Source organism: Caulobacter sp. GW821-FHT12D05 (assembly GCF_058807295.1).
Window position 1 is genome coordinate 305,897 of the sequence record NZ_JBXAQO010000004.1, and the last position, 22,291, is coordinate 328,187.

21 protein-coding genes are annotated in these 22,291 nt (G+C 67.0%); 10 read left to right on the top strand and 11 right to left on the bottom strand.

The features are described 5' to 3' along the window. Nucleotides 1-20 precede the first annotated feature (20 nt). Entirely contained in the window at nt 21-608 is a 588-nt protein-coding gene (locus AC1RRR_RS19600) for a hypothetical protein (RefSeq protein ID WP_492815559.1), read from the top strand. Between the two features lie 3 nt (nt 609-611). Here AC1RRR_RS19600 and AC1RRR_RS19605 read toward each other — a convergent pair whose 3' ends face one another. Next, nucleotides 612-1,241, bottom strand: coding sequence for a TetR/AcrR family transcriptional regulator (locus AC1RRR_RS19605; RefSeq protein ID WP_492815560.1), 630 nt, complete (start codon nt 1,239-1,241; stop codon nt 612-614). A gap of 274 nt (nt 1,242-1,515) precedes the next feature. On the opposite strand from AC1RRR_RS19605, the gene AC1RRR_RS19610 reads away from it, so the two are divergent. Both AC1RRR_RS19610 and AC1RRR_RS19615 read left to right on the top strand, forming a co-directional pair. Beyond that, nucleotides 1,516-2,358 (top strand): UDP-2,3-diacylglucosamine diphosphatase, encoded by an 843-nt coding sequence (locus AC1RRR_RS19610; protein ID WP_454718066.1) that lies wholly within the window; start codon nt 1,516-1,518, stop codon nt 2,356-2,358. After that, a complete protein-coding gene (locus AC1RRR_RS19615) occupies nt 2,358-3,449 on the top strand; it encodes a glycosyltransferase family 4 protein (protein WP_454718067.1) in 1,092 nt (363 codons plus the stop codon). Before AC1RRR_RS19610 ends, AC1RRR_RS19615 begins: the two co-directional genes overlap by 1 nt. Here the strand turns inward: AC1RRR_RS19615 and AC1RRR_RS19620 are convergent. Then, nucleotides 3,446-3,667: a hypothetical protein gene (locus AC1RRR_RS19620; RefSeq protein WP_492815561.1), complete on the bottom strand. Its 222-nt coding sequence runs from the start codon at nt 3,665-3,667 to the stop codon at nt 3,446-3,448. The genes AC1RRR_RS19615 and AC1RRR_RS19620 overlap by 4 nt on opposite strands. 2 nt (nt 3,668-3,669) lie before the next feature. Next, on the bottom strand, nt 3,670-4,443 hold the full coding sequence (locus AC1RRR_RS19625; protein WP_492815562.1) for a DUF899 domain-containing protein: 774 nt from the start codon (nt 4,441-4,443) through the stop codon (nt 3,670-3,672). 129 nt (nt 4,444-4,572) lie between these two features. Between AC1RRR_RS19625 and AC1RRR_RS19630 the strand changes: the two genes are divergently transcribed. Next, entirely contained in the window at nt 4,573-5,793 is a 1,221-nt protein-coding gene (locus AC1RRR_RS19630; RefSeq protein WP_492815563.1) for a helix-turn-helix domain-containing protein, read from the top strand. A 9-nt stretch (nt 5,794-5,802) separates the two neighbouring features. After that, the gene (locus AC1RRR_RS19635) at nt 5,803-6,432 is read left to right on the top strand and encodes a Vgb family protein (protein ID WP_492815564.1); all 630 of its coding nucleotides are present in this window, start codon (nt 5,803-5,805) and stop codon (nt 6,430-6,432) included. On the opposite strand, the gene AC1RRR_RS19640 is transcribed toward AC1RRR_RS19635, so the two are convergent. The 8 genes from AC1RRR_RS19640 to phnC all read right to left on the bottom strand — a co-directional run bounded on the left by AC1RRR_RS19640 (nt 6,429) and on the right by phnC (nt 16,127). After that, nucleotides 6,429-7,742 carry a hemolysin family protein gene (locus tag AC1RRR_RS19640; protein WP_492815565.1) on the bottom strand — a complete coding sequence of 438 codons (1,314 nt, stop codon included), beginning with the start codon at nt 7,740-7,742 and terminating at the stop codon, nt 6,429-6,431. The genes AC1RRR_RS19635 and AC1RRR_RS19640 overlap by 4 nt on opposite strands. Nucleotides 7,743-7,992: 250 nt before the next feature. Then, nucleotides 7,993-9,036: a substrate-binding domain-containing protein gene (locus AC1RRR_RS19645; RefSeq protein WP_492815566.1), complete on the bottom strand. Its 1,044-nt coding sequence runs from the start codon at nt 9,034-9,036 to the stop codon at nt 7,993-7,995. 70 nt (nt 9,037-9,106) lie between these two features. Further along, on the bottom strand, nt 9,107-10,366 hold the full coding sequence (locus AC1RRR_RS19650) for an OprO/OprP family phosphate-selective porin (RefSeq protein ID WP_492815567.1): 1,260 nt from the start codon (nt 10,364-10,366) through the stop codon (nt 9,107-9,109). Between the two features lie 263 nt (nt 10,367-10,629). After that, a complete protein-coding gene (locus AC1RRR_RS19655; protein WP_492815568.1) occupies nt 10,630-13,038 on the bottom strand; it encodes a TonB-dependent receptor in 2,409 nt (802 codons plus the stop codon). A gap of 108 nt (nt 13,039-13,146) precedes the next feature. Beyond that, nucleotides 13,147-13,293: a hypothetical protein gene (locus tag AC1RRR_RS19660; protein WP_492815569.1), complete on the bottom strand. Its 147-nt coding sequence runs from the start codon at nt 13,291-13,293 to the stop codon at nt 13,147-13,149. Between the two features lie 172 nt (nt 13,294-13,465). Continuing rightward, complete coding sequence (gene phnE, locus AC1RRR_RS19665; RefSeq protein WP_492815570.1) at nt 13,466-14,296, bottom strand: phosphonate ABC transporter, permease protein PhnE; 831 nt, start codon at nt 14,294-14,296, stop codon at nt 13,466-13,468. Nucleotides 14,297-14,304: 8 nt separating this feature from the next. Then, complete coding sequence (gene phnD, locus AC1RRR_RS19670; protein ID WP_492815571.1) at nt 14,305-15,336, bottom strand: phosphate/phosphite/phosphonate ABC transporter substrate-binding protein; 1,032 nt, start codon at nt 15,334-15,336, stop codon at nt 14,305-14,307. Beyond that, nucleotides 15,333-16,127, bottom strand: a complete 795-nt coding sequence (gene phnC / locus AC1RRR_RS19675) for a phosphonate ABC transporter ATP-binding protein (protein WP_492815572.1) — start codon at nt 16,125-16,127, stop codon at nt 15,333-15,335. The genes phnD and phnC overlap by 4 nt, the downstream gene beginning before the upstream one ends. 237 nt (nt 16,128-16,364) lie before the next feature. Here phnC and AC1RRR_RS19680 point away from each other — a divergent pair, with 237 nt between their 5' ends. The 5 genes from AC1RRR_RS19680 (at nt 16,365) to AC1RRR_RS19700 (ending at nt 22,281) form a co-directional block, all read left to right on the top strand. Then, the gene (locus tag AC1RRR_RS19680; protein ID WP_492815573.1) at nt 16,365-17,624 is read left to right on the top strand and encodes a type III PLP-dependent enzyme; all 1,260 of its coding nucleotides are present in this window, start codon (nt 16,365-16,367) and stop codon (nt 17,622-17,624) included. A gap of 57 nt (nt 17,625-17,681) precedes the next feature. Next, on the top strand, nt 17,682-19,430 hold the full coding sequence (locus AC1RRR_RS19685; protein ID WP_492815574.1) for a 6-pyruvoyl-tetrahydropterin synthase-related protein: 1,749 nt from the start codon (nt 17,682-17,684) through the stop codon (nt 19,428-19,430). Nucleotides 19,431-19,540: 110 nt separating this feature from the next. Further along, complete coding sequence (locus tag AC1RRR_RS19690) at nt 19,541-20,593, top strand: 1,9-bis(guanidino)-5-aza-nonane synthase (RefSeq protein WP_492815575.1); 1,053 nt, start codon at nt 19,541-19,543, stop codon at nt 20,591-20,593. A 62-nt stretch (nt 20,594-20,655) separates the two neighbouring features. Next, nucleotides 20,656-21,429 carry an acid phosphatase gene (locus AC1RRR_RS19695; protein ID WP_492815576.1) on the top strand — a complete coding sequence of 258 codons (774 nt, stop codon included), beginning with the start codon at nt 20,656-20,658 and terminating at the stop codon, nt 21,427-21,429. 63 nt (nt 21,430-21,492) lie between these two features. Continuing rightward, a complete protein-coding gene (locus tag AC1RRR_RS19700) occupies nt 21,493-22,281 on the top strand; it encodes an acid phosphatase (RefSeq protein WP_492815577.1) in 789 nt (262 codons plus the stop codon). The last annotated feature ends 10 nt before the right edge of the window (nt 22,282-22,291 follow it).

A 22,291-nucleotide genomic window follows, 5' to 3' on the forward strand; every position in this document is an offset into this window, starting at 1 on the left:
TCGTGGCTCAACTTTCGGTTATGAAAACCGATCGTCGCACGCTGTCACTCCTGGGCGCCGCCATCGCCGTGGCGGCGGTGGGCGTCCTCCAGCTGAACCACGTCCGCGCCGCCGCCACGACGGTCGCGGCCGACTATTACAGCCCGCTGGAAGCGTTCGGCGACGTCTGCATCAAGTCGGCCGATCATGGCGAGATGCTGCGCAAGGTCCGGATCGAGGGCTGGGAGCGCCTGCAGGGCGACGCGATCCCGACGCTGCTTCGCGGCAAGGAACTGATCCAATACGCCGATGTGCGTCGCGGCCAGATCGCCGGCCAATCGGTCATACTGGCGGTCGGGGATTATACGGGCACGTCGTTCTGCCGGGTCTATTTCCAGTCGGTCGATCAGGCCGCGATGGAAAAGCAGCTGCGCTATGTGAAGGTGCTGGGCTCGCCGCTCAGCCTGCCCGACTTCCGGGGTCCGCTGAACTTCCCGGAAGGCTGGAGCGCCGTCGGCTGGCATCGCGTGGTCGGCCAGGACTGGCGCGCCGTGCACTACAGCTTCGATCCCGACGGCCAAGGCCCCAATGCGGCCTGGCAGGCGATCGAGATCACCCGGAAGAGCTGAGACCTATTCCGGCCAGAGGTCCTGAATGTCGCCCTTGCGGTTCAGCATGTGGGTGGCGCGCTTGATGACCTGCAGCAGGCGCTCCTTCCGGCCGTCCTTGTCGTAGGTCAGGGTCGAGCGCGCCAGGCCTTCCAGCATGAACCGGGCCAGATCGCGGCTGGCCTGGAAGCGCGGGCCGGCGCCGGCGTGCAGGATCTTAACCAGGTCGTCGCCCGCCTGGGCGCGGTCAAACTCGGCCTGGGCCGGGGCCAGCAGGGCGTGGATGGCCGGGTCGGTGCGACCGGCGGCCTCCAGCTCGGCGAACGCCACGAACGGCGCCGAGTGCAGCAGGTCCCAATAGCTGTCGATCGCGTGCTCGGTGACGTCGGCGCCGCTGGGCAGGCTGCCGGCGGCGGTGCGGAACAGGGTCGAGCGCTCGGCCTGGATATGGGCCACGGCGGCCTCGACGAGGGCCTCGCGGGTCGGGAAGTGATAGAGCATCGCCCCGCGCGTCAGGCCGGCCGCGTCGGCGATCGCCGGGTTGGTGGCGGCGTGATAGCCGATCTCGGCGATCAGACGCATGGCCTGGTCCAGAATCCGCGCACGGGTCTTCTGCGACTTGGGGGTATCCTTGGCGAGGCGGGCGGCGTCCATCGGGGTGACTTAGTGCGATGGATGTTGCACCGCAACAGCTAGCCCAACCCCAAGCGGCAAAAGGGGTTGCTATTGCGTCCAGTTTTTTGACGACTGCGCTGAAATTGAGCAGTTCACGGGCAGACGCAACAGAAGCTTCGCCGCGACAACGGCAAATCGGCCGCACGCCCATTTCATTAAAGCGACACGCAATCAGCTTAATCGCCAGCCGTTGGCCGCTATCTTCCGATCCGGGGACGGAACGATCTGACGGCATCTCAACGGGGGTTCGACCATGAGCGCCGACGTCGCCGTTCGCCGCTACCGTTCCGTCTTCATCAGCGACCTGCACCTGGGCACGCGCGGCTGCCAGGCCGAGCTGCTGCTGGACTTCATCCGGCATATCGAGTGCGAAAAGCTGTATCTGGTCGGCGATATCATCGACGGCTGGAAACTGCGCAGCGGCTGGTTCTGGCCCCAGGCCCACAACGACGTGGTCCAGAAGATCCTGCGCATGGCCCGCAAGGGCACCGAGGTGATCTACGTCCCCGGCAACCACGACGACCGCATCCGTGACTTCTGCGGCGTCCACTTCGGCGGCGTCATCGTCGCCCGCGACGTGATCCACGAGACCGCCGACGGCAAGCGCTACCTGGTTGTCCACGGCGACGAGTTCGACGGCGTCGTCCAGCACGCCAAGTGGCTCGCCTTCCTCGGGGATTGGTCCTATAGAACCATCCTCATGCTGAACACTGTGGTGAACCGCCTGCGGCGTCGCCTGGGGTTCGGCTACTGGAGTCTGTCGGCCTATCTGAAGGTCAAGGTGAAGAACGCGTTGCATTTCATCGAGAACTTCGAGGCCGCCGTGGCCGACGAAGCTCGGCGTCGGGGGGTGGACGGCGTGATCTGTGGTCACATCCACAAGGCCGAGATGCGTGACATCGACGGCATCCGCTACATCAACGACGGCGACTGGGTCGAAAGCTGCACGGCCCTGGCCGAGCACGCCGACGGCCATCTCGAGATCCTGGAATGGGCCAAGCTGCGGTCATGGTCGGTGATCGACCGCGCGCGTTCAACCACCGCTTCAACCGCTGACGGGATCGAAGAGCCGTTGCCGGAGCCCGCCGCCGCCTGATGCGAATTCTGCTTGCTACCGACGCCTGGGAACCTCAAGTCAACGGGGTGGTGCGCACCCTGAGCCGCGTGACGCAGGAACTGCGCGCGATGGGCCATGTCGTCGACATCGTCAGCCCGGAACAGTTTCCGACCTTCCCGCTGCCAACCTATCCCGAGATCAAGCTGGCCATCGGCGCCTATGAGCCGGTGCAGGAGCGCTTCAAGCTGTTCGAGCCCGAGGCGATCCACATCGCCACTGAAGGTCCGATCGGCCTGGCCGCGCGTCGGATCTGCCTGGAGTGGAAGCTGCCGTTCACGACCAGCTACCACACCAAGTTCCCCGAATACGTCTCGGCCCGCCTGCCGCTGCCGCTAGCGGCCGGCTACACCTACATGCGCTGGTTCCACAAGCCGTCGGGCCGCCTGATGGTGGCCACGCCGACCATGCGCGACGAGCTGGCCAAGCATGGCTTCCGCAACCTGTCGCCCTGGTCGCGCGGCGTCGACACCGACATCTTCAAGCCGCGCGAAGAAGGCGCCCCCGACCCGTTCGAGGGCTTGGCCCGTCCGATCTTCCTCAATGTCGGCCGCGTGGCCGTCGAGAAGAACATCGAGGCCTTCGCCAGCCTGGACCTGCCGGGCACCAAGGTGGTGATCGGCGCCGGCCCCCAGCTTGAAGAGCTGGCCGAGAAATATCCCGAAGTGAAGTTCCTGGGCGCCAAGTTCGGCGACGAGCTGGCCCGTTACTTCGGCGGCGCGGACGTCTTCTGCTTCCCGTCGCTGACCGACACCTTCGGCCTCGTGATCCTGGAGGCCATGGCCGCCGGCGTGCCCGTGGCGGCGTTCTCGGCTCCAGGTCCGGTGGACATCATCCCCGGCTCCAACGCCGGCGTCCTGGCCCCCGGCCAGACCGATGGCCTCAAGGAAGCCTGCCTGGCGTGCCTGGACCTGGACCGCGTCGTGGTCCGCAAGTTCGCCGAGAAGTTCTCCTGGCGCTCCTGCGCCGAGGAATTCTACCGCAACCTCCAGCCCTATCCGGAGCCGGAGAAGACGCGCTTCTGGCGTCGCCTGCGCCGCCTGGCGCGCCTGCGGAAGAAGACGGCGGCCTAAGCTCGCCGCCTCAGCAGGCGCACCCAGCACGGCAGGTGGAACACCGCCATCAGCAGGTACATCGGGACCATGCCCGTCAGCGGCGCGGGCGCGACCACGGAGCAGATCATCCGTGGCGCGCCCGCTTCGGCGATGACGGTCCAGAGCGCCATCGCCGTGAAGGTCGGCGTCGCCGCCAAGGCCAGCCAGCGCGACAGCCGGACAAGACGGCGCGCCATGATCAGTCTTCCTTCCAGGTCTGGCCGGCGTCGGAGATCTCGACCCAGCGCTGGTCGGGCGCCGCGCCCTCGACGTAGCTGTCGTGCCAGTTCCACCACTGGTACGGCGCGGTCTGGGGATAGCCCTCGGGCGAGTCCTCCCAGATCTCCTGGCGGCCCAGCGGAGTGATGTCGAGATAGCTCCAGACCGTGCCCAGCGCCTCGTCGCCGCGGACATTCACGAAGTAGGTGCGGAAGATCCGATCGCCGTCGCGGATGAAGACGTTGTGGCCGTGCCATTCGTCGACCCCGAAATCGGCGTCGAAGCTGTCGGTCAGGGCGTACCAAGGCATCTTCCAGCCCATCCGGGCCTTCAGCGCCGCGATGTCGGCCTGGGGCGCGCGCGAGACATAGGCCAGGGTCGTGTCGCGGGCGTCGAGGTGAGCCAGGTGGCTGACCTGATCGGCGCCCAGCGAGCAGCCTCGGCAGGCATGCTCGGGCCAGCCGTGCACACCCGGCTCGAAGAAGGCGCGGTAGACGATCAGCTGGCGACGGCCCTCGAACAGGTCCAGCAGACTGACCTTGCCGTTCGGGCCGTCGAACACATAGTCCTTCTCCACCGCCATCCACGGCATGCGGCGGCGCTCGGCAGCCAAGGCGTCGCGGGCGCGAGTCTGGGCCTTCTCCTTGACCAGCATGGCCGTCCAGGCCGCCTCCCAGTCCTTGGGCGAGACGATGGCCGGCTTATGTATCGCCGACGCGCCGGTCTTGTGGTCGTCTTGGGTCGATGTCGTCATGGCTTCTGCAATCCCTGTGCTGCACGCGAACGCGGACGAGTCCGACAAGGACGGTCCTGCCCTCGCCGATCCGACAGGCTTGGCGTGGGATCGTGTTGCGGTGGGAGTGACAAGTGTGACGGGATTTCGATGGACTCGCTGATCACGGCCGCCGCGCGAGCTCTGGCGGCCGGCGATCCGCTGGGCGCGCTCAAGCGCGTGGCCCTGCGCGATGATCCTCCCGCCCTGGCCCTGCGCGGCATCGCCATGGCCCAACTGGGCGACTTCCCGCGCGCCAAGATCCTGCTGCGCGACGCCGAGCGCGCCTTCTCGCCCGCCGAGACCGTAGCCCGCGCCCGCTGCGTCGTGGCCCGCGCGGAGATCGCCCTGGCCTCGCGCGACCTGGCCTGGCCGGCGAAGGCGCTGGAGGCCGCGGCGGGCGCTCTAGCGGCGCACGGCGACCGGGCCAATGCGGCGCACGCCCGTTATCTCGACATCCGTCGCCTAGTGCTGATCGGCCGGTTCGACGAGGCCGAGCAACGGCTGGCGACGCAAGATCCCGACGCCCTGCCGCCGGCGCTGCGGGCCATCCATGCCCTCACCCAAGCCGGGATCGCGATGCGTCGCCAGCAAGCCGGCGTCGCGCGGGCGACACTGGACCGGGCGGAGGCCAGCGCGTGGCGGGCCGGCATCCCCGACCTGATGGCCGAGGTCGCCGCCGCCCGCCGGATGCTGGACGCCCCAGCCGCCCGGCTGATCGAAGCTGGCGCGGAACGATCGCTGTCTTTAGCCGAGGTCGAGGCGCTGTACGCCGCCGACGCTCTGCTGGTCGATGCGCGCCGCAGCGTGTTGCGTGCGCCAGGCGGCGAGGTCTCGCTGGCCCGCCGCCCGGTGCTGTTCGCCTTGGCCCGCGCTCTGGCTGAAGCCTGGCCCGGCGACGTCTCGCGCGAGCTCCTCGCCGCTCGCGCCTTCGGCGCACGGCAAGTCGACGAGAGCCATCGCGCCCGACTGCGGGTCGAGATCGGCCGGCTGCGGGCGACGGCGCGCGGCCTGCTGGGCCTGTCGGCCACCCCGCGCGGCTTCGTCCTGAAACCGGAAGCCTCCACGCGGGTCGTGGTGCTGGCCAGCCCCGTCGATGAACGGCACGCGGCCGTCCTGGCCCTGTTGTCCGATGGCGAGGCCTGGTCCAGCTCGGCCCTGGCCCTGGCGCTCGACACCGGCCAGCGCACGGTGCAGCGGGCCCTGGACGCCCTGGCGGCCGCCGACAAGGCCCGCGCGGTCGGCCACGGACGCGCCCGGCGCTGGACGATCCCGCCCTTGCCCGGAATCACGACGCCCTTGTTACTCCCCACCGGTCTCGCCGGCCCCTAGGGTGACGACATGCAAAATTCAGCCGCCCAGATCATTCGCGAATACGGCCCCTTCCCCGGCGTCGACCACGTCCATGGCGTGACCTTCGATGGTCGCCACGTGTGGGTGGCCGCCGGCGACAGCCTGAAGGCCGTGGACCCCGACACGGGCGAGGTCGTGCGCACGATCGACATCGCCGCCCACGCCGGCTCGGCCTTCGACGGCCGCCACCTGTTCCAGCTGTCCGAGGACCGGATCGTCAAGATCGACCCGACGAACGGGGAGGTGCTCGCCTCGATCCCCGCGCCCGGCGGCGGCAAGGACTCAGGGCTGGCGTGGGCCGAGGGCTCGCTGTGGGTGGGCCAGTATCGCGACCGCAAGATCTATCAGGTCGATCCCGAGACCGGAGCCATCCAGCGCACCATCCAGTCCAACCGGTTCGTGACCGGCGTCACCTGGACGGGCAACGCGCTATGGCACGGCGCGCACGAAGAGGACGCCATGGACGTGCGGCGGGTCGATCCCGCGACCGGCGAGGTGCTGGAAACCCTGGACATGCCGCAAGGCGTCTTCGTCTCTGGCCTGGAGGCCGACGGCGAAGGCGGGTTCTTCTGTGGCGGCGGCTCCAGCGGCCGGCTGCGGCGGGTGCGTCGGGCCTAGCCCTCGGCCTCGCCCTTGCCGCGCTTGCAGTGCTTGAGGATGACCTTGTCGATCCGCGAGCCGTCCATGTCGACGATCTCCAGATCGAAGGCGCCGATGGAGACGTGTTCGCCTTCGGAGGGGATACGGCCCAGGCGGTCCAGGATCAGGCCGGCCACCGTGTGGTAGCCGCCGTCGGCCTCGAAGTTCTCGCCCAGGTGATCGTTCAGTTCCTGGATGTCGAGGCGGGCGTCGATCAGCCAGCTGCCGTCCTCGCGACGGATGAAGCGCTTTTCGTCGTCGTCGTGATCCTCGGGGAAGTCGCCGGCGATCATTTCCAGCAGGTCCAGGGGCGTGATCGCGCCCTGCAGCGAGCCGAATTCGTCGACGACCAGGGCCATGTGCAGACTAGTCTGCTTGAAGACCGCCAGGGCCTTCAGCAACGACATGGTCTCGGGGATGGCCACGGGCTGCTGCACGTGGGCCTTCAGGTCCAGGGGCTGGTCCGACAGGCAGGCGTCCAGCAGGTCCTTCTTGAGGACGACGCCGATGTCGCCGTCCAGGTCGTCCTCGGTGGCCACCAGGATGCGCGAATGGGCGCTAGCGCGGATTTCGGACAGGACCGTCTCGGGACTGTCGGCCAGCGACACCCAGAAGAGGTCGCGGCGCGGGGTCATGGCCACGCGCACCGGGCGATCGCCCAGGCGCAGCACCTCGTTGATCATCGCCCGCTCCTCGGGCTCGATCAGGCCGGCGTCGGCCCCTTCGGCCAGGACGGCTTCCATCTCTTCGGTGGTGACGCCGTTGTTGCGCTCGTCGCGCACGCCCAGCAGCTTCAGCACGGCGGCCGTGGAGACGGTCAGCAGGGTCACGAACGGGCGCAGCACCATGGCGACGATCGCCAGGAACGGGGCCATCCTGCGGGCGATGACGTCCGGGAACATCAGGGCCAGGCGCTTGGGCACCAGCTCGCCCAGGATCACCGAGACATAGGTCAGGCCGACGACGACCACGCCGGTGGCGATGGCTTCGGAATATTTGGCCAGGGCCGGGACACTGGCTTCCAGCCACGCATCCAGCGCCGCGGCGATGGTGGCCTGGCCGTAGGCGCCGGCGAAGATGCCGATCAGGGTGATGCCCACCTGCACGGCCGACAGGAACCGCGTCGGATGCTCGGCCATGTCGAGGGCGAGCTTGGCCCCCTTGTCCCCCCGCTCGGCGAAGCCTTGCAGGCGAGCCTTGCGGGCCGAGACGACGGCCAGTTCGGACATGGAGAAAACCCCGTTCAGAAGAACGAGGAGGAAGACGACGGCGAGCGCGACGAGAATCATGGCCCTGCAGGGTCAAGGACGCGGGCCCGGACGGCGACCGCGGCGCGGGCATGGGGGAGGCCCGGCCCTGCCACTATACAAAGAAAAACGCCGTGGCCCATAGGACCACGGCGTTCGTCATATTTTGAGACGCTTCAGATCGCCGAGCCTGCCCGTTTCGGATGTCCGAAACGGACAAGCAGGCTCGGTTCTAAGCATTGGAGCTTGGCGGGCGCCGAAACCGCTTACACTTTCGGCTGCCAAGCTCCAGTTAGGCGGCCGGACGCGGCATCGTGGTCTTCTTGGCGACCACGTCCTTCTGGGCGGCGTGCTGACCGGGGGGCAGCGGGATCAGGCCACGGCCTTGCAGGTAACCACCGCGGCCCGTCGCGGCGTCCGAGGTGAATTCCTTCAGGAAATCTTCCAGGCCCGGGGTCACGCCGATGTTGGCCTTCTTCACGTAGATGAAGAGGGTGCGCGACAGCGGGTAGGAACCGTCCGAGATCGTCTGGGCCGACGGCTTCACGCCGTTGACCGAGGCGCCCTTGATCTTGTCCATGTTCTCTTCGAGGTACGACCAGCCGAAGACGCCGACCGAACCCGGGGTCTTGGTCAGGGTGCCGACGATGGCGTTGTCGTTTTCACCGGCGTCGATCCAGCCGTCGCCGCGCAGCGGGTCGACCAGGCCCTTGAACTTCTTTTCGTTGTCCGAGCGGATGGCGTCCAGGGTCGGATACTTGCGGGCGCCGGCCTCGATGGCCAGTTCCACGAAGGCGTCGCGGGTGCCCGACGTGGGCGGCGGGCCGTACACTTGGATGCGGTTGCCCGGCAGGCCGCCGGCGACGTCGTCCCAGTTCTTGTTCGGGTTGGCGATGAACTGGCCACCCTTCAGGACCGTCTTCGAGAGACCCATGTACAGGTTCTCGGTCTTGAAGTTGTAGTCGGCGCCGTCCTTGTCGGTGGCGATGACGATGCCGTCGAAGCCGATGCGAATGGCGATGATGTCCTTGATGCCCTTCGACGCGCAGGCGTCGAACTCGGCCTTCTTCATCGGACGCGAGGCGTTGGCGATGTCGGGGAAGCCTTCGCCATTACCCGAGCAGAACAGCTTGATGCCGCCGCCGGTGCCGAGGCTTTCGACCTTCGGAGCCTTCTTGCCCGACTTCTTGGCGTAGTTTTCGGCGGTGCGGGTGGCGAACGGGAACACGGTCGAGGAGCCGGCGGCCCAGACATAGTCACGGGCGGCGTGGGCGGGGACGGCGGCCAGGCCCGACAGGGCGACGGCGGCGGCCGCGCAGGACAGGAGCTTCTTCATGGTCAGTTCCTAAGGACAAAAGAGGGATCGGGCGGGCCGTGATCGGCCCGCCCGAAGAACTTGGCGTGTCTTAGAAGTCCAGCTGGGCGCGCAGCTGGAACTGCTTGATGTCGTAGTCCTGGTTCAGGCCGATATTGTCCGACTTGCCGTCGGTATAGTTGGCCTGGAAGCGGACATACGAGACCGGGTAGTAGTTCAGGCCCAGGGTCCAGCCGGTGTACTTGCCAGCCTGCGAGGTCGCCGGCTTGACGTTCAGGGTGTCGTAGGCGTCGCCCAGGTCGACATAGTCGTAGCGGAGGGCCAGCTCGACGCCGCCCATGCCGCCGGCCGTGACCGGGTTCAGGATCTTGGGACGCTTGATCTCGCCGGCGGCGGGATCGTAGTTGCGCATCTCGCCGGTCGGCCAGAACGACACGAAGGCGTAGCCCACCTTGACCTTCGGATCCTTGCCGGTGGCGGCGCCGCCGACCCGGGTCACGTCGATGTTCGAGTATTCGCCTTGGACCGAGAACGGACCGTGGATGTACATGGCCTCGGCGGCCAGGGTCTTGTCACGGTTGCCGATGGCGCCCGTGGTGTAGAACGTGGTGCCGTTCGTATAGGCGGTCGTCGTGCGGCCGGTATAGGCGAAGGCGCTTTCGTCACCGCGGTTGCGGTAGCGGTACGACAGGGCGACGTGCAGCTTGTCGGTGTCGGTGTTGATCGGGGCGAAGTGGCCGCGCGCGGTCAGGCCGAAGCGCTCCTTGCTGTCGGCGCCGGCATTGGCGACGTCAGCGGTGTTGATGCTGTTGCCCTGGACGGCGAACGTGGCCGAGTAGTTGAAGCCCTGATACTTGGCGACCGCGCTGACCAGATAGCTGTCGACGCCGAAGTCACCGTACGGACCACGGTCCATGAAGGTGATGAAGCGGGTCGAGGTCAGGTTTTCCAGGCCGGCGGCCTTGATGTTCCCGAACAGCAGCGAGACTTGTTCGTTCGGCTTGTACTCGATGACGACGTCGTCCCACGAGGCCGCGCCGCCGTTCACCCAGCCGCCTTCGGCCTTATAGGCGAAGTAGTTGTTCAGCTTGCCTTCGACGCCCAGGAACACCTGGCGACCGCGCCAGTTGCTGGTCTTGAAATCGCCGCCGGGGCCATCGCGGGTCACGTCCTGATTGACGTAGTCCACGAGAATCCGTCCACGGAACTTGAACATGACGTCGTCGTTGCTGAACTGCGGCGCGCCGGCCCAGCGATAAGACATGTCCTGGGCTTGGGCCGCGACGCCCAGGCCAAGGGCCAGCGCAACGCCCAGCGCCGAACCGGCGACCAGCGAGGTCTTGCTGCTCATTTGAGTATCCCCTTGAGTGCCCCTGCCTCTCTCACCCGTGCTGGGCGGGATCAGGATGTTTGCGGGATAACGGCGGTACGTGACGGTTCAGCCACCAATTTATGACAGCCAAACGACAAGTGTTTTCAGCCGGTTAATCTGTGTCGTTCCAGCAACAAGACCATTGCCAAACGTCACAAAGAAAATCCGTCTACCGACGAGTGCCGGACGCTTTACTCAAGGGTCGGAAGGGCGGCTCACCGAGCCGCCCTTCGTCAGGTATCCTAGTACTTCACGCGCAGTTCGATGCCGTACGTGCGCGGCGGGTTGAAGTTCGCATAGTCACCGATCGTGCCGCGGTTGGCGGCCGAGATGCGGTAGATGTGCGACTCGTTCAGCAGGTTGCGAGCCCACAGCGACAGGCTGGCCGAACCGGCGTCGCCCATGGCGATGTCGCCCAAGGTCAGGTTGCCGTTGACGATGAAGCTGCTGTCGCCCTTCACGGCCACGTTCTGGACCAGCTTGCCGGTCGGCGAGACGTCGGCGAACTCGGTCTGGAACGAGTACTGGGCGTCGGCGTAGTTGGCGTCCAGGTGAGCCTTGAACGTCATCGAGCCGACCGGCTGCTTGAAGTCGATATAGGCCGAGGCGGCGTTCGGCGGCGTGTAGACCACGTTGACCGGGAACGGCGTGCCTTGCGGGACGTCGGCGTTGCCGGTGAACGGGAACGGCGCGGCCGGCACCTTCACGTCGGTGTAGGCGTACGAGACGCCGACCACGATCTGGTCGGTCACCTGGGCGGTCAGGTCCGCTTCGAAGCCCTTGATCTTCGACGTACCCGGCGCGTTGCGGGTTTCCTCGGTGTGCGCGCCTTGCGTCGGGCTGCCGGGGGTGGTGTCGACGTTGTCGAAGTCGATCTGGGTGCCGGTGCGATCCATGGCGTAGGCCGCCAGGTTCAGACGGACGCGGTTCTGCAGGAAGTCCATCTTGGCGCCGACTTCGTACGCCTTGACCTTTTCGGCGTCGAACGCCTGGAAGGTCTGCGAGCGGTCGTTGGCGCCGCCGGCGCGGTAGCCGGTCGAGAACTTGGCGTACAGGTTGACGCCTTCAGCCGCGTCGTAGGCCAGGTTCACCAGCGGGTCGAAGCGGCCCTTGTCGTAGGTGAAGGTGAAGTTCGTGGCCTTGCCGTTGACGATGTAGAGCGTGCCGTCGCGCTTGTCCTTGGTGTAGCGACCGCCGACCGTCAGGTGCAGCTTTTCCATCGTCGCCGGGGTGTAGGTGCCCTGGCCGTAGATGGCGTAGCTCTCGGCGTCGGCTTGCGAGGCGCGAGTCAGGAAGCGCGTGCCGCGTTCCCAGCCGGCGGTGCCGGCGGCGGCCTTCGAGGTGCCGGCCGACGAACGGATCGTGTAGGCGGTGCCGTCGGCGTTCCACTGGTTGGTGAACGGCGTGGCGGCCGATTCCTTGGCGTGTTCCTTGAAGTAGTACAGGCCCGCGACGTACTCGAAGGTGTCGCCGAAGTCGCCGACAGCCTGGAATTCCTGGCTGTACTGGTTCTGATACAGGTCCGACAGGCTGTAGCGGCCGAAGGTGGCGTTCGGGGCGAAGACGTTACGCGCTTCGACGCCCGAGTTGTCCCACTGGTTCGTCGCGACGGCGCGGGCCGCCGTGATCGAGCGCAGCTGCAGGTTCGGGGCGACGTTGTACTTCAGCGTCATCATGGCGCCGCCCGTCTCGTCGACGCTGGGCTGCTGCACGGTGCCGATGTCCGAGACCTTCTGGCGGTCGGTGTGGATCTTCACCAGCGGGGCCAGCGGGTTGATCGTGCCGGCCGGAGCGCTGGCCGTGGCCGTGACTTCAGCCAGGGTGCGGACGCGCTTGCCGTAGGGGTTGTAGTTGATCAGCTGGCTGAAGAACGGGGTGTTCTCGTCCTTGGCGTAGTCGACGGCGATCAGGGCGCTGAACTTGTCGTTCGGCTTGTACTGGGCCTGGATGCGGCCGCCCTTGCGGTCGTACTGGTTCCAGCCGGCTTGGCCCGCCATCGGGTTCTTGATGGTCGGATCCTGGTGTTGCAGCAGGCCGTCGACCTTGAACGACAGGCCGTTGAACTCCTGGAAGTCCTGGTGCAGCTCGGCGGTGTAGGCGCCGTAGTTGCCGACGCCGGCGACGATGCGGCCACCGGCCACGCCCGACGGGCCCTTCGAGACGATGCTGACCGCGCCGCCTTCGGTGTTACGGCCGAACAGCGTGCCTTGCGGGCCGCGCAGCACTTCGACGCGCTCCAGGTCCAGCAGGGCGACGTTCAGGCCTTGTTGGCGGCCCAGATAGACGCCGTCGATATAGACGCCGACGCCTTGGTCGCGGGCGGTCTGGTTGGCGTCGAACGGCACGATGCCGCGGATGCCGACCGTCAGGGCCGACTGGCGCGCTTCGAAGGTGGCGACGCGCAGCGACGGGATAGCGCCGTCCATCAGGCTGATCAGGCTTTCGGCGTGGCGGTCGGCCATGGCCGTGGCGCTCAGCACCGAGACGGCGATCGGCGTGTTTTGAAGGTTGGTCTCACGCTTGGTGGCGGTGATGACGACCTGCTCGAGGGACGTGCCGTCATCGGCCGGCGTCGCGTCGGCGGCATAGGCGCTCTGGGCCATCGCCATCATGAGAACGGCGGTCGCCGCTCCACCGAAATAGTTCCGCATAGGAAACACCCCTGTTTTGGTTGGCCGGGGGGATAGTCCCTATGCAGTGATGGTTCAGTGACGCGGATGTGTACGTTTTAAGACGTGATAAATATGCGGCATTTGCGGCTATCGACGAATATCCGGAATGAGTTCGCCCATGGCGCGAGCAGCCGCCGAAAATGTTTCCAGGCTGAAACGCCGACGCAACTCCCAATTAGACTCCAGCATCGCGATAACATCGTTACCAGATACACGTAAGAACATGGAATTCATGCACTTATCATCGATAACATTGTTCGATGACTACGGTCGGGAGTGACACTTTTTCGCCCCATTTGCGGAACGAAGCACACCTGAGACGAGAAGGGCGCGCCGACGGTTGGTCGGCGCGCCCTGGATATTTCGGACGGTTCCGGACGTTTGCGGCGTCCCCATTGCGTGGCGTCTACAGCAGTCGGGTCCGGATGATCTGCGACAGCAGGTCGATCAGCGACACGGCCACCACGATGACCAGCACGATGCAGCCGGTCTGGTCGTACTGGAACGCGTTGACGCTATCGAGCAGCACCTGGCCGACGCCGCCGGCCCCGATCAGGCCCAGCACCGTCGCGGCGCGGCTGGACGATTCGAAGCGGTACAGCGCGTAACTGGTCCACAGCGGGGCCACCTGCGGGATCACGCCCCAGACGATCTCCTGCAGCTTGACCGCTCCGGTGGCGCGCACGCCCTCGACCGGGCCCTTGTCGATCGACTCGACGGCTTCGGCGAACAGCTTGGCCAGCACGCCGCCGGTGTTGAACATCAGCGCCATGACGCCGGCGAACGGCCCCAGGCCCACGGCGGTGATGAAGATCAGCGCCACCACCAGGTCGGGGATCGAGCGGATCAGGTCCAGCACACGGCGCACCGGCTGCTGGATCCACACCGGCGTGATGTTGCCCGCGCCCAGCAGGCCCAGCGGGATGGCGACGATGATGGCCAGGAATGTGCCCCACAGCGCCATCTGGATCGTCTGCCACATCTTGCCGACGTACAGGCCCCAGTCGGCGGCCATGAACGCCTTGGGATCGGTGAACGGCGAGAAGAAGCCCCGCGCGAACTCCTGCATCCTTCCGGCTTCGGTGAACAGCTGCGGGAACTTGTCGATCTCGGCCGGCTTGAAGCTGATGATCAGCAGCATGGCCACGCCGCCCCAGATCAGGGCGTCGAAGGCCATGGCCGTCGTCGAGCGTTTAGGCGGAGCCAGAGAGGGCGGGGCCGGAATGGTCTCGCGCATGAAAAGGCTCAGTTAGCCGGCGGCGCGGCCGGAACCGCGCCGGCCTTGCCTTCGGCGGCGACGCGCTCGGCCTTGATGCCGTCCAGGTTCTTCTGGGCCGCGGCGATCTTGGCCTGATCGCCGGTTTCCTTGGCCAGGCCCAGCTGCTCCAGGGCTTCCATCTCACGCACCACCAGCAGGTGGCTGTCGTCGGCCGGCTTGAAGCCGCCCATCGACAGCTTGGCCAGGTTGGCGCGCTGGGTGGCGGCCTCGGGCGTGTCGCCCTGGCCATAGGTCAGGAAGAACTGGCGCAGCTTTTCCTTCACGACCGGATCCAGGTCCTTGCGCCAGACGATCGGGTCTTCCGGCAGGGTCGGCGACTCCCAGATCACCTTGACCTTGCCGGTCTTGTTGTCCGAGCGGACGGCGTTCAGGCGCAGGGCCGTGGTGTTGTTGGTCGAGGCGTCCAGCTTGTGGTTGGCCACGGCCGCCAGGTTGGCGTCATGGCTGGCGCTGAGCACGGTCTTGAAGCAGTTCTCGGGCTTCACGCCGGCCGGGATGAACACGTAGGTCATCGGGGCCAGGGTGCCCGAGGTCGACTTCTTGTCGCCGATGCCGAAGTTCAGCGTCTTGTCGCACTTCAGAAGGTCCTGAAGGGTCAGCTTGCTGTCGGCCGGGACGATGATCACCGACTTGTAGCCGTCGGTGCCCGACGGATCGAAGGTGCGGGCGAAGACTTCACCGCCCGAGCGGCGCACGGCTTCCAGGCCCGACTGGTTCGAGAACCAGCCCAGGTCGGTCTGCTTGGCGCCCATGGCGACGATCAGCGACGAGTAGTTGGACGAGAAGAACGGCTTCACCTTGAGGCCGGTCTGCTTTTCCATGTCGGCCAGGATGGGCTTCCAGTAGCCCTCCATGTTCTGGGCCGACTCGGTCGACAGGATCGAGAAAGTGACCGTGTCCTTGGCGCCCGCGGCGGCCTCGGGCTTCTTGCCGCACGAGGCGAGGGCCAGGGCAGACAGGCTGGCGGCGATTACGATGGCCGAGCGACGGCTGATCATTGCGGGGCTCCTTCCCAGAACACGTCCTCGAATTCCGGGCCGTAGATATCGATGAGTTTGTCGCGCTTCAGGCCGGCGGCGGGGCCGTCATAGACCTTCTGGCCGGCCTTCAGGGCCACGACCCGGTCGCAGTAGCGCAGGGCGTAGTCGACCTGGTGCAGGGTGACGACGACCGTCAGGCCGTCGGTCTTGTTCAGGTCGCGCAGGATTTCCATGACCTTGCGGGCCGAGACCGGGTCCAGCGAGGCCACCGGCTCGTCGGCCAGGATGATCTTGGCTTTCTGGACCAGCGCGCGGGCGATCGCGCCGCGCTGCTGCTGGCCGCCCGACAGGGTGTTGGCGCGCTGGGCGGCGTAGTCGGCCACGCCGACGCGGGCCAGGGCCGCCATGGCCGCCTCGCGGGTTTCCTTCGGCCAGCGGCCGAACAGCCCAGACAAGAAAGGAATCCGGCCCAGCGAACCGAGCGCCACGTTGCTGAACAACGACAGACGACCGACCAGGTTGAACTGTTGAGCGATGAAGCCGATGCGGATGCGCGCCTTGCGCACATCGCTGGACACCTTGCCCTTGGCCTGCACCGGTCCGCCGAAGGCGGTGATCACACCGGCGCCCTCATCGATGGTCTGCAGACCGTCGATCGAGCGCAGAAGCGTGGATTTCCCGGAGCCCGAAGGGCCAATGAGCGCGATCATCTCGCCCCGCGCAACGTCGAGGGAGACTTGGTCCAGCGCGCGCCTAGACCCGAAAGTCTTGGATGCGGCGCGGATCGAGAGAACTGGGTCCGACGTCATGGTCGGGGCGAATCCTTAACGTGGTTTCGGTGCTTGGGAAATGCGATCTCCGGTTTGGGGAAGGTTCGCAATGGATTTGTGACGACCAGTGGATCAATTCGCCCCAAACCGGGGCTGCAAAAGGGTCTTTACATCCCGGAACAATGACCCTATTTCGCTCGCTCCGGCGGACCCGAAGTCCTCTAAAACGCTGCTAACGCCGGCCTGGGTTTAACTTCCAACAGGGGGTTACGTGAATTGCGCACGTACCAATCTCCCCTGGACCTGGTCCGTGAGCGGTCACCGGAACGTCCCGTCGCACTCGTGCGGCCTGACGCGGTTTCCGTAGCTGCGCGCTGGTTCCAGTCCGAATTTAAAGGCGACGTCTTTTATGCGGTGAAGGCCAATCCTTCGCCGTGGGTGATCCGTGAGCTGGCGGAAGCTGGTGTCCGGTCCTTCGACGTCGCGTCGCTGAACGAGATCGAACTCGTGGCCGAACACGCCGCGGGCTCGCGCATGGCCTTCATGCATCCGGTCAAGAGCCGCGTCGCCATCTCGGCCGCGTACTTCGACCATGGCGTGAAGACCTTCTCGTTCGACACCCACGAAGAACTGGCCAAGATCCTGGACGCCACCGGCCAGGCCAAGGACCTCAACCTGATCGTCCGCATGGGCGTGCAGGCCGAGGGCGCGGCCTACAGCCTGTCGGGCAAGTTCGGCGTCGAGCCCCACAACGCCCCCGCCCTGCTGCTGGCCGCCCGTCGCGCCACCCAGGACCTGATGGGCGTGTCCTTCCACGTCGGCAGCCAGTGCATGCGCCCGACGGCGTACCAGGCGGCGATGGCCCAGGCCTCGCGCGCGCTCGTCCGCGCCGGCGTGCTGGCCGATGTCGTCGACGTCGGCGGCGGCTTCCCGTCGATCTATCCGGGCATGGTCCCGCCGGATCTCTCCGAGTATCTGGCCGCCATCGACCGCGGCTTCGCCGAGATGATGGTCCACGAGACCACCGAGCTCTGGTGCGAGCCGGGCCGCGCCCTGGTCGCCGAGGCCTCGTCGCTGCTGGTCAAGGTCGAGCTGAAGAAGGGCGACGCGCTGTATCTGAACGACGGGTCGTACGGCTCGCTGTTCGACGCCGCGCACATGAAGTGGCCCTTCCCGGTGAAGCTGTTCCGCAAGAACGGCGAAGTCGTGGAAGAAGGCCTCAAGCCCTTCCGCTTCTACGGCCCGACCTGCGACAGCGTCGACCACATGCCCGGCCCGTTCTACCTGCCGGAAAGCGTCGACGAGGGCGACTACATCGAGATCGGCATGCTGGGCGCTTACGGCGTCGCCATGTCGACCCGCTTCAACGGCTTCGGCGAGACCGACACCGCGCAGGTGCAGGACGCCCCGATGGCCTCGATGTACGGCCTGGCCAAGCGCTCGATCCCGGCGGTCCGCCAGGAAAACGAAGAGCGCAAGATCGTCCGCTTCTCGCGTCCGAAGGGCGCGGCGGGCAAGCGCAAGCGCCGTCGCTAAGACGACCGAAATGACGAAGGCGGGGTCTGATGGCCTCGCCTTTTTTCGAGTAGCCCGATGTCGAACCTGACGCTGCGCTGGCCGGTCGTCCTGCTGGTCCTGGCCTTCCAGAGCTTCTGCCTGCTGCGTCACGACCTGGGCCACGGCGCGGGCTTCACCCACAGTTACGTGTTCAACGCCGTCTGGGTGCAGGAATTCAACAACACCCTGGCCCAGGGCCACTTCCCGCCGCGCTGGCTGCACGGGGCCTGGGACGGCATGGGCGCGTCGTCGTTCTATTTCTATCCGCCCTTGGCCTTCTACGTCGCCGCCTTCGTCCGCTACGCCTTCGGGACCATCGACCACCCGATGATCCTGGCCTGGACCAGCTACCTGATGATGCTGGGCTCGGGCGCGGCGATGTACGCCTGGCTGCGATCGCGGGCCGGCGACGCCTGGGCGCTGGTCGGCGCGCTGGTCTATGTCGCCGCGCCCTATCACCTGGTCAGCGTCTATGTCCGAGGCTCGATCGGCGAGACGATGGCCTACGCCACCTTGCCCCTGTTGGCCCTATGCCTGGAGCGCGCGGCGCGGTCGTGGGCCTGGGTCCCCGGCGCGGCCCTGGCCTTCGCCGCCCTGGTCATGTCGCACCTGGCCATCGCCATGCTGATCTGCGTGACCGTGCTGCCGGCCTATGTCGTCCACCAGCTGCTGGACGCACCGAAGGACCAGCGCCGCGCCGTCCTGCTGCGCTGCGCCGCCGCCGGCCTGCTGGGCCTGGCCGCCGCCGCCAGCTATCTGGGCCCGGCCCTCGCGATGCAGAAGCTGGCCCTGATGCGGACGATGTGGACCGGCACCGATCCCTATGACTGGGCGCTGATCACCCCGCATCGCTGGCCTCAGCAGCCATTCTCGACGTCGATGGCCTGGCTGGCCTACGGCGTCGCGGGCGCGGCCCTGGCGGCGATCGTCGCCGCAGCCGGCCGCAAGCTCTCCTCGCCCCGGCGCGAGGCCCTGGCCTGGGGCGCCGGTGTGCTGATCGCCTTCACCCTCTACGCCCTGCCCTGGCCCTGGCACGGCCTGACCGGTCAGGTCCTGGCCAAGGCCCAGTTCCCCTACCGCCTGCTGCTGGGCATGGAGTTCGCCGCCGTCACCGCGATCGTCCTGGCCGCCGCGCACGGCAGCCGGCGCTGGCTGCTGGTTGTGCTGCTGATCGCGGCCGCCGCGCCGACCGCGCGCGGCTTTTCGATGCAGAAGGAGGCCATCGCCTTCCACCTGCTGCAGGTCGGCGATAAGGCCACGCCCCAGACCACGCGCGAGATCGCCTGCCACCGCGCGCCCGAGGAACACCTGCCAGCGACCTTCGGCGGCGGCCCCCGCTACATGGCCGATCCGTTCTGCATGAGCGGTTTCGCCAACCTGCCGCTGGCCGCCGCCGAGACCGACGGCGCCAGGGTCACGGCTGCCAATCTGTTCCCGGACGGCAGTCTCGCTGTCGCCGTCGAGGCCGCCCGCCCGACCCGCATCGTGCTGCGCCGCTACCACTTCCCGACCTGGCAGGTCACCCGCGTCGAGGCGGGCCGCGATCCGGTCGTCGAGGCCCTGCCCAGCCCGGGCGAGAGCCTGCTGTCTTTCGTCGCCGAACCCGGCGTCCATACCTACCGGGCCCGGATCATCCGCTCGCCGCTGGAAGTCGCCTGCGACGCCCTGACCCTGGCCGCCCTGGCGCTGATCGCGGCCTGGCTGGGCCTGTCGCTGTACCGCCGCCTCGACGCCGCCGGGCTCCAGACTTCAATCCGTGCGTTTATGCGGATCAGGACTCGATAATCGTCACAAAGGCTCTATATAGCGCCACCTTCAGTCCCCTCGCCGGTCGCTCCGTCCCGGCGACTTAAGCGGGGTCACGACGGGCGCTCACCTTCAGAGGAACCTCTGTCATGAACGCTCCCGTTCCGAACAATCAAAAAGCCGAACTGCTGCAGAAGGTCGTCGAGCACGTCGACATCGCCAGCTATGACGCCCGCCCGATCATCGACTCGATGCGCAAGATGTCGTTCAGCTCGCGCGACACCGCCCGCGCCGCCGACATCTTCAACATGGCCCTGGCCGACAAGGGCTGCTCGACCTGGCTGATCCTGGCTGGTTCGACCTCGGCCGGCGGCTGCATGCACGTGTACCGCGACATGGTGAAGAACGGCATGATCGACGCCGTGGTCGCCACCGGCGCCAGCATCGTCGACATGGACTTCTTCGAAGCCCTGGGCTTCAAGCACTATCAGGCCGCCGGTCCGGTCGACGACAACGTCCTGCGCGACAACTACATCGACCGCATCTACGACACCTATATCGACGAAGAAGAGCTGCAGGCCTGCGATCACACGATCCTGGAGCTGTGCAACCAGCTGGAGCCGCGCGGCTATTCCTCGCGCGAGTTCATCTGGGAGATGGGCAAGTGGCTGGCTGAAGGCAACGCCAAGAAGCAAGGCTCGCTGATCCAGACCTGCTACGAGGAAGGCGTGCCGATCTTCTGCCCGGCCTTCGTCGACAGCTCGGCCGGCTTCGGTCTGGTCAAGCACCAGAAGGAAAAGATCGCCGAGAAGAAGCCCTACCTGATGATCGACGCGGTCGCCGACTTCCGTGAACTGACGGACGTCAAGATCGCGGCCGGCACCACGGGCCTGTTTATGGTCGGCGGCGGCGTTCCCAAGAACTTCGCCCAGGACACCGTCGTCTGCGCCGAGATCCTCGGCGTCGAGGCCGACATGCACAAGTACGCCATCCAGATCACGGTCGCCGACGTGCGCGACGGCGCCTGCTCGTCGTCGACGCTGAAGGAAGCCGCCTCGTGGGGCAAGGTCTCGACCACCTACGAACAGATGGTCTTCGCCGAAGCCACCACGGTCGTTCCGCTGATCGCCTCGGACGCCTACTGGCGCAAGGCCTGGGAAGGCCGTGAAAAGCCGCGCTGGAACAAGCTGTTCGGCAAGTAAGCTTGATCCGACTCTACTGAAAATGCAGGGTCCCCGGAGTTTTCTCCGGGGGCCCTTTTTCTATGCGTGTTCTGGCCCTTGCCGCCCTCCTGACCCTGACGGGCTGCGCCACGCTGAGCGGCGACGCCGCCAGCCCAAACCGCTATCTGGCCAAGGGCGCTTTCGACGCCCGCGACCACCTCGCCCCGCCGCCGGCCAAGGGCTCTCCGGAAGCCGAGAAGGACCGCCAGATCTTCCGCGCCACCCGCGCCTTGCAGGGCACGCCGCGCTGGACCCTGGCCCAGGCCGACAATGTCGAGGAGAACGTCATGGACGGCTTCTCCTGCGCCCTCGGCTTCACCCCGACGAAAGACAGCAACCCGAAGCTGGCCGCCATGCTGCTGCGGGTCAGCGGCGACGTGCGCTCGGCGGTGTCGGGACCGAAGATGAAGTACATGCGCGCCCGTCCGTTCCGATCGGAAAAGGGCCCCCTGTGCATCAAGCCGGGCCTGGGCTTCTCGATGTCGCCCGACTACCCCTCTGGCCATTCCACCTGGGGCTGGACCGTAGGGCTGATCCTGGCCGAGGCCGCGCCCGACCGCGCCGAGGCCATCCTGGCCCGCGCCCGGGGCTTTGGCGAAAGCCGCATCGTCTGCGGCGTGCACAACGCCAGCTCAGTCGAGGCCGGCAAACGCAACGCCGAGAACCTGTTCGCCGCCCTGTGGGCCTCGGACGCCTTCAAGGCCGACCTGGCCGGCGTCCGCGCCGAGCTGGACGCGGCGCGCGCCAAGGCGACCCCGCCCGATCCGGCCCGCTGCACGGCCCAGGCCAACCTGCTCGGCGCGCCCCTGCTCTAACCTGTCTTGCGGGCGCCACATCGCGGAGGCAGGTTGCCCGCTCGACTTTCGGGGATCGTCTTCATGCGTATCAAGCTCGCTTTGGCCGCCGGCGCGGCCATTGTCCTGACCGCCTCGGGCCTGGCCTTCGCCCGCCAGGACGCCCCCGCCCAGAAGGGCTACCTGCCCGCCGGCGCCATCGACACCGCCCAGGTCCTGCCGCCCGCGCCCAAGGAAGGCGAGCCGCGCTACGAGGCCGACCGCAAGGTGTTCCTGGCGACCCGCGCCCTGAAGGACACCCCGCGCTGGAGCCTGGCCCAGAACGACGTCGACGAGCGCAAGATCGTCGCCGACTTCAGCTGCGCCATGGGCTTCACGCCCGATCCGCAGAAGTTGCCCAAGCTGACCGCCCTCCTGATGAAGATCCGCTTCGACGTCGGCGACGCGGTCAACAAGCCCAAGGACCTCTACCAGCGCAAGCGCCCCTACCTGATCGACGAGGGTCCGATCTGCGTCGACAAGACCGACGGCCTGGCCAAGAGCCCGGACTACCCCTCGGGCCACACCACCTGGGGCTGGACCGTGGGCCTGATCCTGGCCGAGGCCGATCCGGCCCACGCCACCGCCATCCTGACCCGCGCCCGCGCCTTCGGCGAAAGCCGCGTGGTCTGCGGCGTGCACAACGCCAGCGCCATCGAGGCCGGCCGCACCAACGCCTCGGCCCTGGTCGCGGCGCTGCATGGCTCCAAGGCCTTCCGCGACGACGTCGACGCCGTGCGCGCCGAGCTGGCCGAGGTCCGCAAGAGCGCTGCCGCGGCCCCCGCCGCCCAGTGCTCGGTCGAGCAAGCCCTTACCGCCAAAACCCCCTGGTAGTTGCGAACAT